The organism is Salinivibrio siamensis, from assembly GCF_001996005.1.
In the GTDB taxonomy this organism is placed as follows: domain Bacteria; phylum Pseudomonadota; class Gammaproteobacteria; order Enterobacterales; family Vibrionaceae; genus Salinivibrio; species Salinivibrio siamensis.
This window is the reverse complement of sequence record NZ_MUFB01000025.1, coordinates 1-15,191: the sequence shown is the minus strand read 5'-3', so window position 1 is coordinate 15,191 and position 15,191 is coordinate 1. Positions and strand designations below refer to the sequence as shown.

The 15,191-nt window shown below is 50.7% G+C and carries 14 protein-coding genes; 3 read left to right on the top strand and 11 right to left on the bottom strand.

The window, feature by feature from the left end:
- Positions 1–3: 3 nt before the first annotated feature.
- Both BZG73_RS12460 and nhaA read right to left on the bottom strand, forming a co-directional pair.
- Positions 4–279, bottom strand: coding sequence for a hypothetical protein (locus BZG73_RS12460; protein ID WP_046075097.1), 276 nt, complete (start codon positions 277–279; stop codon positions 4–6).
- Positions 248–1,453, bottom strand: coding sequence for a Na+/H+ antiporter NhaA (gene nhaA / locus BZG73_RS12455; RefSeq protein ID WP_046075096.1), 1,206 nt, complete (start codon positions 1,451–1,453; stop codon positions 248–250). Before nhaA ends, BZG73_RS12460 begins: the two co-directional genes overlap by 32 nt.
- 419 nt (positions 1,454–1,872) lie before the next feature.
- Between nhaA and BZG73_RS12450 the strand changes: the two genes are divergently transcribed.
- Positions 1,873–3,021, top strand: a complete 1,149-nt coding sequence (locus BZG73_RS12450) for a Na/Pi symporter (protein WP_046075095.1) — start codon at positions 1,873–1,875, stop codon at positions 3,019–3,021.
- Between the two features lie 109 nt (positions 3,022–3,130).
- Here the strand turns inward: BZG73_RS12450 and BZG73_RS12445 are convergent, their stop codons facing one another.
- The 5 genes from BZG73_RS12445 to rppH form a co-directional block, all read right to left on the bottom strand.
- On the bottom strand, positions 3,131–3,970 hold the full coding sequence (locus BZG73_RS12445) for a thymidylate synthase (protein ID WP_046075094.1): 840 nt from the start codon (positions 3,968–3,970) through the stop codon (positions 3,131–3,133).
- Positions 3,971–4,058: 88 nt separating this feature from the next.
- Entirely contained in the window at positions 4,059–4,856 is a 798-nt protein-coding gene (lgt, locus tag BZG73_RS12440) for a prolipoprotein diacylglyceryl transferase (RefSeq protein WP_077578301.1), read from the bottom strand.
- A gap of 12 nt (positions 4,857–4,868) precedes the next feature.
- Positions 4,869–5,675 (bottom strand): sulfite exporter TauE/SafE family protein, encoded by an 807-nt coding sequence (locus BZG73_RS12435; RefSeq protein WP_369795707.1) that lies wholly within the window; start codon positions 5,673–5,675, stop codon positions 4,869–4,871.
- Positions 5,675–7,933, bottom strand: coding sequence for a phosphoenolpyruvate--protein phosphotransferase (gene ptsP, locus BZG73_RS12430; RefSeq protein WP_077606484.1), 2,259 nt, complete (start codon positions 7,931–7,933; stop codon positions 5,675–5,677). The genes BZG73_RS12435 and ptsP overlap by 1 nt, the downstream gene beginning before the upstream one ends.
- Positions 7,934–7,950: 17 nt before the next feature.
- The gene (gene rppH / locus BZG73_RS12425) at positions 7,951–8,463 is read right to left on the bottom strand and encodes an RNA pyrophosphohydrolase (protein WP_046075090.1); all 513 of its coding nucleotides are present in this window, start codon (positions 8,461–8,463) and stop codon (positions 7,951–7,953) included.
- A gap of 623 nt (positions 8,464–9,086) precedes the next feature.
- On the opposite strand from rppH, the gene mutH reads away from it, so the two are divergent.
- Complete coding sequence (mutH, locus tag BZG73_RS12420) at positions 9,087–9,758, top strand: DNA mismatch repair endonuclease MutH (RefSeq protein ID WP_198531454.1); 672 nt, start codon at positions 9,087–9,089, stop codon at positions 9,756–9,758.
- A 44-nt stretch (positions 9,759–9,802) separates the two neighbouring features.
- Here the strand turns inward: mutH and BZG73_RS12415 are convergent, their stop codons facing one another.
- On the bottom strand, positions 9,803–10,105 hold the full coding sequence (locus BZG73_RS12415; protein WP_046075088.1) for a DUF6482 family protein: 303 nt from the start codon (positions 10,103–10,105) through the stop codon (positions 9,803–9,805).
- Positions 10,106–10,304: 199 nt separating this feature from the next.
- Between BZG73_RS12415 and BZG73_RS12410 the strand changes: the two genes are divergently transcribed.
- A complete protein-coding gene (locus BZG73_RS12410; RefSeq protein WP_046075087.1) occupies positions 10,305–11,339 on the top strand; it encodes an NADP(H)-dependent aldo-keto reductase in 1,035 nt (344 codons plus the stop codon).
- Positions 11,340–11,429: 90 nt separating this feature from the next.
- Here BZG73_RS12410 and BZG73_RS12405 read toward each other — a convergent pair whose 3' ends face one another.
- From BZG73_RS12405 to BZG73_RS12395, 3 genes are all read right to left on the bottom strand, one after another.
- Complete coding sequence (locus tag BZG73_RS12405; RefSeq protein ID WP_077578297.1) at positions 11,430–11,660, bottom strand: hypothetical protein; 231 nt, start codon at positions 11,658–11,660, stop codon at positions 11,430–11,432.
- Positions 11,661–12,238: 578 nt separating this feature from the next.
- Positions 12,239–13,795, bottom strand: coding sequence for an alpha-glucoside-specific PTS transporter subunit IIBC (locus BZG73_RS12400; protein ID WP_046075085.1), 1,557 nt, complete (start codon positions 13,793–13,795; stop codon positions 12,239–12,241).
- 48 nt (positions 13,796–13,843) lie between these two features.
- The coding region (locus tag BZG73_RS12395) for a 6-phospho-alpha-glucosidase (RefSeq protein ID WP_235606064.1) at positions 13,844–15,191 on the bottom strand (1,348 nt) is incomplete at its 5' end.

The window sequence follows — 15,191 nt, the reverse complement described above, 5'->3', positions numbered from 1 at the left end:
GTTTTAGTCTTTCACATCATCTTTATCGAGCGGCTTTCTCACCCGCTCTCCAGCACGATGCTCTAACGCACGCTCTGAAAAGCTCGACCCATTTTCGGCTTTATCTTTGTCGTTTAATGAGGCCGTCATCGCTTTTCCATCTGCCACGCCCGCTAAGTAGGCTTGGCACACGTCGCTGTTATCCTTTTCTCCGTGGCAGTACATCTCCTGGTTCGCCGCCATGGCAGAGCCAGAGACGGCAACCAGGCTAGTAATCAATGCTAGTGTCGCCTTCTTCATACTCGTCTCCTCGTTCATCAGCAAGCGCGCTGGCTGGGGGCAATGCAAAGTGCAAGACCGCATAACCAATCACCGCGGCCAAGGTTGATCCTATCAAGATCCCCAGACGAGAGAGTGTGACGAACTCGCCATTCACACCGACAAAGGCCAGTGACGAGATAAAAATAGACATGGTAAAACCAATACCACAAAGCACTGACACCGCGAAGATGTGGGTGAAATTCACACGTGCTGGTAATTTGGCAATGCCGAGTTTCACCGCTGCCCAGCTAAAGCTAAAGATACCCAAAGGCTTACCAATCAGCAGACCCAATGCAATACCTAACGGCAACATTTCGGTTAAGTTTGCCAAAGAGACGCCATCCAAAGACACCCCGGCATTCGCAAAGGCGAAGATAGGCAGGATCAAATAAGACACATAAGGATGGAGGGCGTGCTCCATTTTTTTCAACGGTGATGGGTCATCCTCCGTTTTACCTTTCAGTGGGATGGCAAAGCCAAGCACGACACCGGCGAGGGTCGCGTGAACACCTGACTGTAAAACACTGAACCACAGCACCAAACCGACCACCACATACGCGGTGATACTGGTGACCTTGCGCATGTTCATCGCCACCAAGACTAAGGTAGCAGCAAACGCACTGGCTAACGCAACCACTGACAGATCACTGCTGTAAAACAGCGCGATGATCACTATTACCCCAAGATCGTCAATAATCGCCAGTGCGAGCAAGAAGACCTTTAGCGCCAACGGTACACGATTACCCAGCAATGCCAAGACACCGAGGGCAAAGGCAATATCGGTCGCGGCCGGGATCGCCCACCCCGATACCGCGAGAGGATCACCCCAGTTAAAGGCTAAATAGACCAATGCGGGGGCGAGCATCCCACCAATGGCGGCGACCGCCGGGAAGGTCGCTTTGTCTTTCGAGTTTAAGGCACCTTGCACCAACTCACGCTTCACTTCCAAACCAATCAGCAGGAAAAAAATCACCATCAAGCCATCGTTGATCCAATGACCAACCGATAAACCGGCTATATAGGTATGAAGGGTGCTGTCATATAAAGGCTGTAGATCCGAGTTCGCTACGAACATCGCCAATACCGCCGCAATAATCAGCACAATACCTCCTGCGGATTCCATTTTCAGAAACTGACGAATGACATCAGTCATTTAAGCACTCCATACAAAAAAAGTGGATTTCCGTAGTCTAGTCAGCCAGACCACTTTTAGAAAAATCGTTTGTTCTGATAGTAAACATCGGAAAAACCGATATCAAAACTAACTTACCATTGATTTATTCGCAGTCTAATCTTTTTTATCCTTGCTAACCGCCCAGTGTCTAGCATAGTGTCAACGCGCGCCTCCCTGTTACATTTTTTCCACGGATTTTTTTACGGCACCGAACGGGCACAAATAATACTTAAAATCAGCAAGCTAACTGGCGCGAATTCCACTGATAACCTCGTCCAGATCGGATTTTCAAACCACTGCAGTATTTGTGTCATATTTCTGAAATATTACCTTCTTACTATCGCCGCAGATTTTTGCTTTGACACTAAACTGACATCGAACTGTCACGGAGATATCTTATGACTCCCCATGCTACAGCGGTAGAGGCAACCCAGAGCTCCTCAAATTGGTTCCGTTGGACCAAGCTTGCCGTCATGCTTTACCTCCTACTGGTGGCCGTTGCCATGGTAGGAAGCGGCTTTAAATGGGCCGTCGGCGACGAAGCAAAGACGCTCTTCGCGTTCGCTTCTCATCCCGTAGCTGGCTTAATGATTGGTATTGTTGCTACCGCATTGATCCAATCGTCAAGCACAGTCACCTCTATTATAGTTGGCTTAGTCGCAGGTGGCCTCCCCGTTGAAGCCGCGATTCCAATGGTCATGGGGGCAAACGTAGGCACCTCGGTCACTAACACGATCGTGAGCCTTGGGCATGCCCGCTGTAAAGTGGAGTTTAGTCGCGCATTTAGTTGCGCCACCGTCCATGATTTCTTCAACCTTTTTGCCGTTGCTATCTTCCTGCCATTAGAGATGGCGTTCGGTTTGCTGAACAAGATTTCCGAGTGGTTGGTTTCACCGCTGACGCAAGCCAGTGACATGAGCATTAAAGGTTTGAACTTTGTTAAACCGCTGACAAAACCCGTGGTTAACGCGGTGCAATCACCGCTTGAAGCCGCCCTGCCTGGTAACATTGGTGGCGCTATCATGATTGTCATGGGGATTGCTGCCATCGTGATTGCGATTACCATCATGGGCAAAGTGATGAAAAAGCTGATGGTCGGTCGTGCCAAAGACATGCTGAAGAACGCGATTGGTCGTGGTCCACTGCACGGTATTTTCTCAGGCTCTGTGGTCACTGTTTTGGTGCAGTCTTCATCGACAACCACCAGCTTAATGGTGCCGCTAGTCGGCTCAGGGGTGCTAAAAGTCCGTGACATCTACCCCTTCACCTTAGGCGCCAACATTGGGACTTGTATTACCGCCCTACTCGCCGCCACGGCGGTTACCGGTGAATTCGCGGTCTTTGCCCTACAAATCGCGTTGGTGCACTTAAGCTTCAACATCTTGGCGACGACGCTGATTTTCGGTATTCCGTTCTTGCGTGAATTGCCGCTCAAAGGGGCCGACTGGTTAGGCCAATTGGCAGCCAAATCAAAAGCGGCGGTACTGGCTTACATCGGCCTCGTCTTTGTGATTGTTCCAGGAAGCATTGTGCTGTTGTCACAGTGATGGGTTGACCTCCCGCCCAAGCGCAAAAAACCACCGCCCGTGCGGTGGTTTTTTATTGGAGACACCAAAGTAAGTCAGATAAAGATGTCGCGATATCGATGAGACGTCACTAAATGGCTATCGGTGCTTTAATCGTTGGGTGCGGCTCGTACCCTTCAATCTCAAAGTCATCAATTTGATAATCAAAAATAGACGCCGGTTTACGTTTGATCACCAAGCGAGGTAGTGCACGCGGTTCACGTTTTAGTTGCTCGTAAACAATCTCGTCGGTTAAATGATTATGATAAAGGTGCACGTCTCCAAAGGTATGGACAAAATCGCCCACCGCTAAATCGCATTGTTGCGCAATCATATGAGTGAAAAGCGCATAGCTGGCAATGTTAAACGGCACACCCAAGAAGTAATCGGCGCTGCGCTGATAAAGCTGGCATGAAAGCTTGCCATCAGCCACGTAGAACTGGAACAAGCAATGGCAAGGCGCCAAGGCCATCTTGCCTTGTTCGGCGTTCTCGGTTGGGCTTATCGACTCATCAGGCAAATCAGCAGGGTTCCAAGCGGTAATGATATGACGACGTGAATTAGGTTTCGTTTTAATTTGCGCGATCAGTTGTTCGATTTGATCCACGGTCGAGCCATCAGGACACGCCCAAGAGCGCCACTGCGCGCCATAAACGGGGCCAAGGTCACCGCTTTCAGTCGCCCACTCATCCCAGATACGCACCTTATTTTCTTGTAAATAGTGAACGTTCGTATCGCCGTTAAGGAACCACAAAAGCTCATGGATAATGGCACGCGTGTAGAGTTTTTTGGTGGTGAGTAGCGGAAAGCCAGCGGCAAGGTCAAACCGCAGTTGCCGACCAAACACTGACCGTGTTCCCACGCCCGTGCGATCGCCTCTATCCGTCCCATTATCGAGAATATCCTGCATCAAAGCCTGATACTGCTTCATAGTGTTTCCTATCATTGGCCAAACGAACAAAAGGCACCGCTGAGGTGCCTTGATGGTTTACTTACTATAACCGATTAGCGCTATTCGGTCACTTGGCGGATTGACGCTGGTACGCCCATCCGATCATCACTGCCCCCGCAATAATCATGGGTAATGACAACAGTTGTCCCATACTGAAAATGCCGGCAAACAAGCCTAGGTGCGCATCTGGCTCACGGAAATATTCCACAATAAAGCGGAACGTCCCGTAGCCAGCCAAGAAAAGCCCTGATACTGCGCCCATCGGGCGTGGCTTTTTGATGTAGAGGTTGAGGATCACAAACAGGGCGACACCTTCTAGCGCAAACTCATAGAGCTGTGAGGGGTGCCGCGGCCAAGGGCCACCACTTGGGAATACCATCGCCCACGGGACATCAGTCACCCGTCCCCAAAGTTCACCATTGATAAAATTCCCTAGACGACCTGCGCCCAATCCAAACGGTACCAGCGGCGCGATAAAGTCAGCAACGGTAAAAAAGTGACGCTGAGTTTTACGCGCGTACCACGCCATGGCGGTGATCACACCCAGCAAGCCCCCGTGGAAGGACATGCCACCTGTCCACACTTTGAATAAAAACAGCGGATCGGCAATAAAGGCATCAAATTGATAAAATAGGACATAGCCAATACGTCCCCCGAGCACGACGCCCAAAAAGCCAGCAAAAAGGAGATCGCTGACTTCTTCTTTGCTCCAACCGCTATTCGGTTTGGCCGCACGATGATTCGCAAGCCACAAGGCGAACACAAAGCCAAGTAAATACATTAAACCGTACCAACGCACGGCTACCGGACCAAGTTCAAATAAGATGGGGTCGATTGACGGAAAGGTAATGTAGCCTTCGGCCATGAATGGGATCCTTTATTTCAACAACATGCTGGCGCCGACAATAACAAGAAAGACGGCAAAAATACGTTTTATTTGCGCAGTGGGTAGTCTCACCGCCAGTTGAGCACCGACCCGTGTCATCAATACCGACGTTGACACGACGCCGAGCAACGCAGGCAAATACAAATATCCGACACTGAGCGCGGGCAAGGGTTCCGTTTGACGCCAGCCCAACCACATAAAACTCATCATGCCACCCAGCGCCAACACCGCGCCCCCCGCCGAGGCACTGCCAATGGCTTGGTGCATACTCACTCCGCGCCAATGCAGGTATGGGACGGTAAACGAGCCGCCCCCGATCCCCGCTAAGCTAGAAAGTGTTCCGATCAGCGTGCCCGCAAAGGACAGTCGCAGCCAATGCGGTAAAGGACGCGCGCGATAGGGACGCCGATTGAGCAACATTTGTAGCGCCATGGCGAGCACTATCACGCCAAACAGGCGGGGCAACCAATCGTGTGGCAGCCGATCCGCAAGCCCTGCCCCCAAGACGCCGCCCAGCATCATGCCAGGGACGAGCGCTTTAACCGCCTCAAGGTGAACATTCCCCAGACGAAAATGGCGCCAAGCAGAGGCACTCGACGTCAGTACAATGGTCGCGAGCGAGGTAGCGAGCGCAATGGGCATCACCACAGTGGGCGCAATACCGAACACGGGGAGGAGAAAGGTCAGCGCAGGCACGACGACCAACCCGCCACCAATTCCCAGAAGGCCAGACAACGTCCCCACGCAGGCACCCAGCAGCATACACACTACAAAAAGTAGGGCCGTTAAGCTGGTTATCATCGCAGCTGTCCGACTTTGACCAACGCCTCTAACCCTTGCGCGGCCAGAAAGGCTTCAGTGGCAGCGCGGATCTCGTCTGGCTGATCCAGAGTTAGCATCTGCTTGGCCTGCGTGACTAAATGCGCGTGCGGTAAACGGCTTAGCAAATACTTAATCTTGGCGACGTTGCGGGTATTCATACTGAGCTGGTGATACCCCAACCCCACCAGCAAAGACGCCCCCACCGGATCGCCGGCTAGCTCTCCACACACACTAACCGGAAGCTGATGACGGGTCCCCACAGCGGCAATCGACGCTAATGCGTGTAATACCGAGGGGTGCAGCGCATCAAAAATATCAGCCACGCGCGCATTGTTGCGATCGACCGCTAATAGATATTGAGTGAGATCATTGGTGCCGACCGAAAGAAAATCGACATCGCGCGCAATGTTATCGAGCTGATAAAGAATAGAGGGAACTTCAACCATGATCCCCAATAAAGGGATATTGATACTTTGTCCAGCTTGGTGTGCCTCTTGGCTGACCTCTTGATAAGCACGGCTAATCAACGCCTTGGCTTCCAATAACTCGTTACGCCCAGAGATCATCGGCAGCAATAGCTTAAGGTTGTTAAAACCAATACTGGCACGCAACATGGCGCGAACTTGAATCAAGAAGATATCCGGGTGGTCGAGGGTAAAACGGATCCCGCGCCAGCCTAAAAACGGGTTGTCCTCTTCAACACTTAAATACGGTAATGGTTTATCGCCGCCAATATCTAAGGTGCGCATCACCACAGGTTTATCAGGGTAACTGGCAAGAATCGCACGGTATTGTTTGACCTGCTCGTCTTCAGACGGAAAACGGCGCTGCATCAGAAACGGCACTTCCGTACGAAAGAGCCCAACACCGTCAACGCCTTGATTGATTGCAATCTGGCTATCGGCGCTTAAGCCGGCGTTTAAGTGAACTTCAATACGCGTGCCATCCTGAGTATGTCCTGGTGCCGCAAGTGCCGTCTCAAACGTAGACTGTAGGCTCGCTTCCTCTTGCACGAGGTGCTGGTATTCATTGATCAATGCCTCAGCGGGCTCGATCATCAACACCCCTTTGTGGCCATCGAGGATCACGGTTTTTTGATGAAGCTTAGCGGGCGAAAAGCTGACGCCCATCACCGCCGGGATCCCCAACGCACGCGCCAAGATCGCGGCGTGTGAGTTCGCCGCCCCTTCTTCCGCCACCACACCAGTGAGCAACGCGCGAGGAATGGACGCTAACATGCCCGCCGTTAGCTCTCGCGCCAACAGCACAATGGGCGTCGAAACCGGTGGTGGACTCCCCGCAGGCGCAATTAAAAAGTAAAGCAGCCGCTGTCCTAACTCTTTCACATCGCCCGCTCGGGCTTTTAGGTAAGGATCATCCATCGCGGCAAAACGGGCAGAAAAGGCTTCAACCGTTTGTCTCACCGCCCAAGTGGCGGCATCCCCTTGTTGGACCCGTACTGTCATGTCTTCACGCAGCATAGGATCGTTAAGCAGATGAACAAACAAATCAAAAATCGCCAGCGCGTCTTTTTGCAGCTCTTTATCAAAGCGTTTACGCAGACGGCGAAACTCGGTACTGGCATCGTCAATCGCCGCGTCCAGTCTGTCGAGTTCACCTTGTGTATCTAGGTGGCAAGCAGGCGCCACCTCTTCAAGCCGCGGTTGAGAGTCATCACACCATGCTTGTGCGATCCCAATGCCCGGCGACGCAGGCATTCCCTCTAGCAACACGGGAGACGGCGCTCCCTGCCAGCCACCTTGGGCATCGGCATGCGCAAACACCACGGCCAACTGCGCGGCTAAGGTCACGAGAAAGGACTCTTCGCTCTCATCAAACTGGCGGGGTTGATGTTGTTGCACCACCAGCACACCCAACACCTTTTTGCGATAAATGATGGGCGTGCCAAGAAAGGATTGAAAGGCATCTTCGCCGGTGGAGGGGAAGGGTTTGAACGCGGGATGCTTGCGCGCGTACGCCAAATTTAAAGGCTCAGCACGCTGACCCACCACACCGACCAAGCCCTCGCCAAATGCCATCGACACTTGTGCACAAGGGTCGAGGCCTTGTGTTGCCATAAGCTCAAACTGTTGGTGTTCGGCATTGGCAAGATAAACGGAGCAGCACTCGGTACGCATCGCCACGCAAGTTTGTTGCACCAAGGTGTGTAACGCCTGCTCAAGATCTGAAGACGCCGCCACACTTTGCACAATATTCCTTAACTGCGTGAGCACCCAATCTCTCCTTACATTTATCCTCGCTTGTGTCGACGCCGAGGTTTGCGTTCTTTAAACGGCATCGCAAGTGGCGCGAATTCTTTCATCGCACGCCGATACACTTCCCGCTTAAATGCCACCACTTGCCGCACTGGATACCAATAGCTCACCCAGCGCCAGCCATCAAACTCTGGTGTCCCCCCGCGCGAGACATTAACGCGTGACTCGTCACATTCAAGTTTGAGCAAAAACCACTTTTGCTTTTGCCCGATACACACGGGCTTGGAATCCCAGCGCACAAGGCGTTTGGGTAACTTGTAGCGTAGCCAATGTCGACTAGTCCCCAAGATGCGTACATCTTTTTTAGTCAGCCCCACTTCTTCATACAATTCCCGGTACATCGCTTGTTCAGGGCTTTCCCCCTCATCGATGCCACCTTGTGGAAACTGCCATGAATGCTGACCATATCGACGAGCCCAGAGAACTTGACCGTGGCCGTTACAAATTACTATCCCCACGTTGGGACGATAGCCATCGCCATCAATCACTGGACGACCTCAATGATAAATCTCTACTGAACCTGATTTTTTCACAAAAAGCGGTGAAGGGTAAACAAACATTGTGGATTGAGCGTTGTTTTTGCGCACTCGTCGTCATCTGAGGATAACTCAGCCCCTAACAGGAAGTTATAAACATAGCAATGAGAGTTTGCGCACATTTATTCACGCTTTCTGTGGATAGATTTGTGAAGAAGCCTAGAAAAAGTTCACTTCTCGAACGATTAAGGATCGCGTCATAGAATTAAAAGCGAACCAAAAAACAATAAATGCATTAATAATCAGTTAATTAAAACCACCCCACAACAAAAGGATCTTTTTTAAGATCGAGCGATCGTCAAATACACACAGATCGCTTAAAGATCCACCAATCAGAAAATTATCCACACCAATAGCGCAAAAAAACGGCAAGTTCGCGATTTTTCACATTTTAACCCTCCTTTACGTACTGTATATTTGATCATGATAGTCAGGAATCCTATCAATCATCCTTCATCTGTGGATAACTACAAGCGTACGGATAGGATCATCAAGGGTAGGATCGACTTGCAGCCAATACAGCAGTTCTTGATAATGCACGCTCTCAACGTAACGAGCAGGATCCCAGCACAGTGATACAGCCCCCCGCATCCGAGCAGGTATTGATGGAGCGTGCGCTCGCCCTCGCCGGTCTGACCCTTGGCGAAGTCAGCGAGACACTGTCGATCCCTTGTCCAGCCTCACTCACGCGAGAGAAAGGTTGGATTGGCATGCTACTCGAGGCCTGTTTGGGCGCCAACGCCGGCAGCAAACCCGAACAAGACTTTGCGCATTTAGGCATTGAGCTAAAAACAATTCCGGTCAACGGCGATGGTAAGCCGCTGGAAACCACCTTTGTGTGCGTTGCGCCGCTCACTGGGATCGCGGGGGTGCGCTGGGAAAATAGCCATGTGCGGCAAAAACTGTCACGCGTCTTGTGGATCCCCGTTGAAGGCGAACGCGATATACCGGTATCACAGCGCCGCATTGGCACGCCATTATTATGGTCCCCTAGCCAAGAGGAGGAAGCGCGACTGCGCGCCGATTGGGAGGAGTTAATGGATTGGGTAGCACTCGGTCGCGTGACGGAAATCACAGCCCGCCAAGGTGAGTCTCTCCAACTACGACCCAAAGCAGCCAACGGCAAGGCCTTGACCGACGCTTTCGGCCCCGATGGTGAGCCGATCCGTACCTTGCCGCGCGGCTTTTATTTACGCACGCAATTCACCCACCAAATCTTGCGTCGTTACTTTGTGGATCCGAAGTAAGTGTCAATCCGCATGCATGACATCCCGCGCGTTTAGGTAAAACATCAAAAACGAATTGGCATATCTTCTCGACAGCTTGGCTCGCCCCCGGTGGCAAACTCATCGTAAGGGTCCATCAAGCGTAATACGCCCTCTTCAATTCCTAGGGCTTTAAGTTTCTCCCCGACTTGCCCGACATGATCAAACTGCATCACTTCACCGGTTTGGTCTGAGCGTAAAGGCTCTAATTCATGCTTCACTTCTACTTCGACCGAGTATTTTGCGCCGCCTGCGTGTGCCATCACATAACATTGTGGACATGAGCGAGGATCCGCGCGCATCCAGGCTTTAAGCTGTGAATAGTTCATCTGACTTTCCTCTAGATTACACTTTTTCGTGTCCATCATGCCTAGCAATAACACCGCGCTCAGACCGATACCATCGGACAGTCCATTTAGTAATGGTCAATATTTAACCAGCTGTCAAGCCGCAGCTAAACCGCTTTCGATCATTTTTAAAATTCTCTACTATGGACTGCCATAGGTCGATTGCAGACAAGGAGAAAGGATGCAATACCACCGTTTGCCCCATTCCTCGCTAGAGGTGAGTAAAGTGTGCTTAGGCACCATGACATTTGGTGAGCAAAATAGTGAAGCTGACGCCCATGCGCAGCTCGATCTTGCCTTTGAGCGGGGCGTGAATTTCATTGATACCGCTGAAATGTATCCCGTTCCCCCCAGCCAATCCACACAAGGTTTAACCGAACAGTACATCGGCAGCTGGTTAGAAAAGTCCGGGAAGCGCGATCGCGTTATCCTCGCCACCAAGGTAGCCGGACCACGCAATGTACCCTATATCCGTGACAATATGTCGCTTAACCGACGCCATATTCATCAAGCCGTTGAGGATAGCCTGACACGACTAAAAACCGACTATATCGATTTGTATCAAGTGCACTGGCCACAGCGGCATAATAATTGTTTTGGTAAGCTCAATTATCCGTATCAAGATGAACACTCTGGGGTCACCATCCTCGACACGCTGGATGCGCTGCATGAGCTTGTCCAAGCAGGAAAAATTCGTTATATCGGTGTCTCAAACGAAACGCCTTGGGGCGTGATGCGCTATTTGCATCTGGCAGAGAAGCACGGCCTAACGCGTATCGTCTCTATTCAGAATCCTTATAATTTGCTTAACCGCACCTTTGAAGTCGGCCTGTCGGAAATCAGTCATCATGAAGGGGTCGAGTTGCTTGCGTACTCGCCGCTCGCGTTTGGCGCGTTGAGCGGAAAATATTTGCAAGGCGCACGCCCGAAAGGGGCCCGTTGTACACTGCACCAACGCTTCGCGCGCTACTTTACCGAGTCAGGGCAAAAGGCCACGCAAGAATACGTTGATCTTGCCCAACGCCATGGCCTCGATCCTGCACAAATGGCACTCGCGTTTGTGAATAGTCGTCCTTTTGTCGCGTCTAACATCATCGGTGCCACGACGCTAAAACAGCTCGAGAGTAATCTCGATAGCTTGGATCTGACGCTGAGTGACGATGTGCTTGCCGGTATTGATGAGATTGCTAACCGCTATCCCAACCCCTGCCCTTAGATCGCAAACGGCAGCCAAGTTGGCTGCCGCGCAGTGTTTTATTCGAGGATGGGGCGGCGTATCAACCGATACGCCGCTTCCTGGGGCCCATTATAACCACCGCCATCGTCGTCGCCATGTCACAAGATAACGTTTGGCCGCAAATTGTGTGCTAACGGGCAAAGCATCTTGTTTGTCAGGCGCAATACCAATATCACGTTGTAGGTGACGATTTAACGCCACATCTGTGTAGCGGTAACGGTGTGTGCTCGCGCGACGCTGACGAATCATATCCAAACGCACCAGCGCTTGGGCTAAGGGTAATAAAGATAGTTGAGTCATGATGGCTCTCCTTTTCGGTTACAGGAGGCCACAGGCATAAAGCGAAGTGGGACTGCAAACTGGCCGCGTTATACCTGCGACCAGTTACAGTTGGACGCAGAGTCAGATGCGTGAGCGGGTATCCTGAGCCAAGTGGTTGGCACAGTGACGCGCAGAGGCAACGATGACATCGAGTTTTTTCATCGGAAAATAAGTCATGGCATTAACCTCCTTGAGCATGTGAATCTGCGTGAATGGAGCTAATAGTATTCAATAACTTATAATTAATATCAATAAGTTATATAAATATTGTTCAAATAAAGCGCAACACTCTGTCTAGCAATAAAGACATGGGGGATTGTGCTAACCAGTCCGCTAATCATCGATAAAACTCAATCAGTTGTACTATCGACGTGATATTAGATGCCTTTATGACCGGTACTGATGCGCTATTATCGAGGCGTCACAAGAGGAAGGGGAATGGCGCGAGCGACCCTACGTTTAGCCGCCCGCTAATCATGCTATGTGTCTAATCATGCTATGTGTGTTGATGATTGCTTATCAATGACGCCTCGAGTGCTGAACAATCAGCAAAGTCTTTAAGCCCGTGTCAGTTGCGTCATTTCTTCGCGGACTTGTGGTACGGTTAAGCCGACAATAATTTGAAAACTATCACCATTACGTACCACGTTTACTGCACCATGTTCTTGAAAATATTGCGTTTCCGCTACTTTTTCAGGCTCATGTACCTTGATACGTAACCGCGTGGCACAATTGGTGAGCAGGGCTATGTTGTCTTTACCACCTAACCCTTCAATAAACGCGCTCGCTTGTCCGCCGTCAATCACACCGCTCGATGAATCACTCTGTTGCGCGCCCTTATAGTCGGCTTTGGTATAAAGCTTCGCCTCTGCGCTGCCTCGACCAGGGGTGGGAATATCAAACTTCAAAATCAACGCGCGGAATACCACAAAGTAGATGGCGGTAAAACTCAGACCGATAAGTACTTGTGCAATATATGTGGTGCCATGCAAGCTGCCTAGTGGTAGCCAATTTTGAAAAATAAAGTCGATAAGTCCGGTTTGAAAGTTACCTGAGACACCAAACCAATAGGCAATGGTTGCCATGGTAGCTGCCAGTACCGCGTGGAGTGCAAACAATGCCGGCGCGATGAACAGGAAGGTAAACTCAATCGGCTCAGTGATCCCCGTAAGAATGGCCGTCAATGCCGCACCGAGTACTAAACCGAGCACCATCTTCTTGTTTTCTGGTTTTGCGGTTGCGTAAAGGGCCATGGCAATCCCCGTACAGCCAAAGACTTTCCCCATCCCAGTCAACATCAAGCCACCTTGTGGGAACTGCTCGGTTAAAGGCGCAGGGTTGCTGGCAAAGTTTTGGATATTTTGAATCCAATGGGCCACTGTGCCGCCATCCACCGCTACAGGTCCATAGAATACGGGGCCATAGACAAAGTGATGCAGCCCCGTTGGGATCATAATCCGCTCAAGGAAGGTGAACATCCACACCCCGAATGACCCCGCACCGACTAAAAAGGTTTGTAGATTATTAATGCCGTGCTGAATACTTGGCCAGGTAAAACAGGTGATGATCGCCATGAGTACCATAATCGGAAAACTCACAATAACCACCAAAGGTGTGCCACCAAATACCGCCGCCCAGTTTGGCAGTTTTTTGTCGAAGAAACGGTTGTGAACCCAAACGGAGAGGCTAGCAATTACGATGGCGCCCAATAGGTTAGTATCCAAAGTAAGTATACCGCCCACATCAGTAAGCCCACGCTCACCCTCCACATAGTTCACCCCAAGCTCAGGTCCCCAAAACTGTAAAATGCCACCAATCACATAATTAAAGGTGATGTATGACACCAGTGTGGCAAGCACTGCGCGCCCGGATGCAGATTTTGCTAGTGCTATCGGTAACCCGACCGCAAACACTAACGCCATATTTTTAAACACCGCCAACGAGGCTTGGAGTAGGATCGTTGACACTTTTACCCATGCACTGCCTTCCACTGCCCAAGGAAAAAGATCTTGGTTAAGCAGCATCACCGATAAGCCCAATAACATACCGGCCGCAGGAAAGAGGAGCACAGGGACAAACATTGCTGCGCCAAAGCGCTGGATCATATCTTTCATGATGATCGCTCCCAGATGTTGGCCCCAGATAGTGTCTGGGGCATACTATTATTGTTGAAATTGAGGTAGATAGTCCGCATTAACGCGTAAAAGCTCATCGACGATTTGTTGCGCTTTTGGCACATCCACGACGGTGCGATTAAGCGTGAGCGCGTTGACCAGTGTTTGTCGATCCCCGCTAAACCACGCATCAACGACCAGCTTTTCGTAGCCGAGTTGGCCTTCTATCAGTGCTTTTTGGAACGTAGGGATGGTGCCAACGGCAAAACGTTTCGGGCCGTCATTGGTTAACGCTGCCGGGACTTCAACCATGGCATCATTCTGAATATTTGGAATCGCGCCATCGTTTGGCACGATAACCAGATACGTCTCGCCACGGTTATATGCCAAAGAGGCCGCCACACGAACCATATAGCGCCCATGAATGTCTGCGTGTAGGTGCTCATTAGCGGTAGTGCCCGCGGCAATGATGCGCTCATTCAGGCTAAACACTCGCTTTTCTCGCCCATTGATCACTTGGCGCGCACGCGTATTAGCAATATCTTCTTTTTCCACCATTTTTTCTGGATATAAGTAGTATTGCAGGTAAGTATTGGGTAAATACTGCGGATTGTCTTTTAGCATGGTTTGCATGTTCTTGAACGTTGCTTGCCATGAAGGGTCATCAGCAATTTCTGGATCAACGGCACTGATCCCCTCTTCCAAAATGATGCGTTTAATCTCATCGGTCAGGTCGACACCTTCTCGGTTTCGTACCTTGGTAAACCATCCAAAGTGATTCAGCCCAAAGTATTCCGGCACCAAGTCCCAGATTTCGCAGCCGAGTAATTGCGCATAACTCACCATAATGGCAGCGGGCATGTCGCAGATGTTTAGAATGCGGTTGTCATGAGGAAACTCTCGCTGTAAGGCTTCAGCGACAATGGCTGCGGGATTGGTATAGTTTAAAATCCAAGCATCCGGAGCAAAGTGACGGATGTCATTCACGAGAGTGATCATGTCTCCTATCGAGCGTAGTCCATACGCCATGCCCCCCGCGCCACAGGTTTCTTGACCGACACAGCCATAAGAGAGTGGAATCTGCTCATCACGCTCACGCATCGGTAACCCACCCGTGCGGATCTGAATAAAGAAGAAATCGGCATCTGAAAATGCGGTTTCTTTATCCGTGGTATAAACGAACTCCTCGACCTCGGGATAGGCCTCGCGCAGCAAAATCTCCGTCGCTTTGGCATTTGAGGCTTGTCTTTGTTCATCAATGTCATAGAAGGTGATTTTGCTTAGCGGAAATACTTCTTTTTCAGCAATCAAGCTATTGATCATCCCCAATGTATAGGTGCTTCCACCCCCGACGATAGTGAGCTTTTGTGGTTTCATCATCATGTCTCCTCTTAAT

What these genes read in the sequence shown, in the direction of transcription:
- BZG73_RS12445 (WP_046075094.1), bottom strand. Translation starts at nt 3,970, where the DNA reads ATGAAGCAGTATCAGGCTTTGATGCAGGATATTCTCGATAATGGGACG.
- BZG73_RS12400 (WP_046075085.1), bottom strand. Translation starts at nt 13,795, where the DNA reads ATGAAAGATATGATCCAGCGCTTTGGCGCAGCAATGTTTGTCCCTGTG.
- BZG73_RS12450 (WP_046075095.1), top strand. Translation starts at nt 1,873, where the DNA reads ATGACTCCCCATGCTACAGCGGTAGAGGCAACCCAGAGCTCCTCAAAT.
- BZG73_RS12460 (WP_046075097.1), bottom strand. Translation starts at nt 279, where the DNA reads ATGAAGAAGGCGACACTAGCATTGATTACTAGCCTGGTTGCCGTCTCT.
- BZG73_RS12410 (WP_046075087.1), top strand. Translation starts at nt 10,305, where the DNA reads ATGCAATACCACCGTTTGCCCCATTCCTCGCTAGAGGTGAGTAAAGTG.
- BZG73_RS12405 (WP_077578297.1), bottom strand. Translation starts at nt 11,660, where the DNA reads ATGACTCAACTATCTTTATTACCCTTAGCCCAAGCGCTGGTGCGTTTG.
- nhaA (WP_046075096.1), bottom strand. Translation starts at nt 1,453, where the DNA reads ATGACTGATGTCATTCGTCAGTTTCTGAAAATGGAATCCGCAGGAGGT.
- lgt (WP_077578301.1), bottom strand. Translation starts at nt 4,856, where the DNA reads ATGGCCGAAGGCTACATTACCTTTCCGTCAATCGACCCCATCTTATTT.
- BZG73_RS12415 (WP_046075088.1), bottom strand. Translation starts at nt 10,105, where the DNA reads ATGAACTATTCACAGCTTAAAGCCTGGATGCGCGCGGATCCTCGCTCA.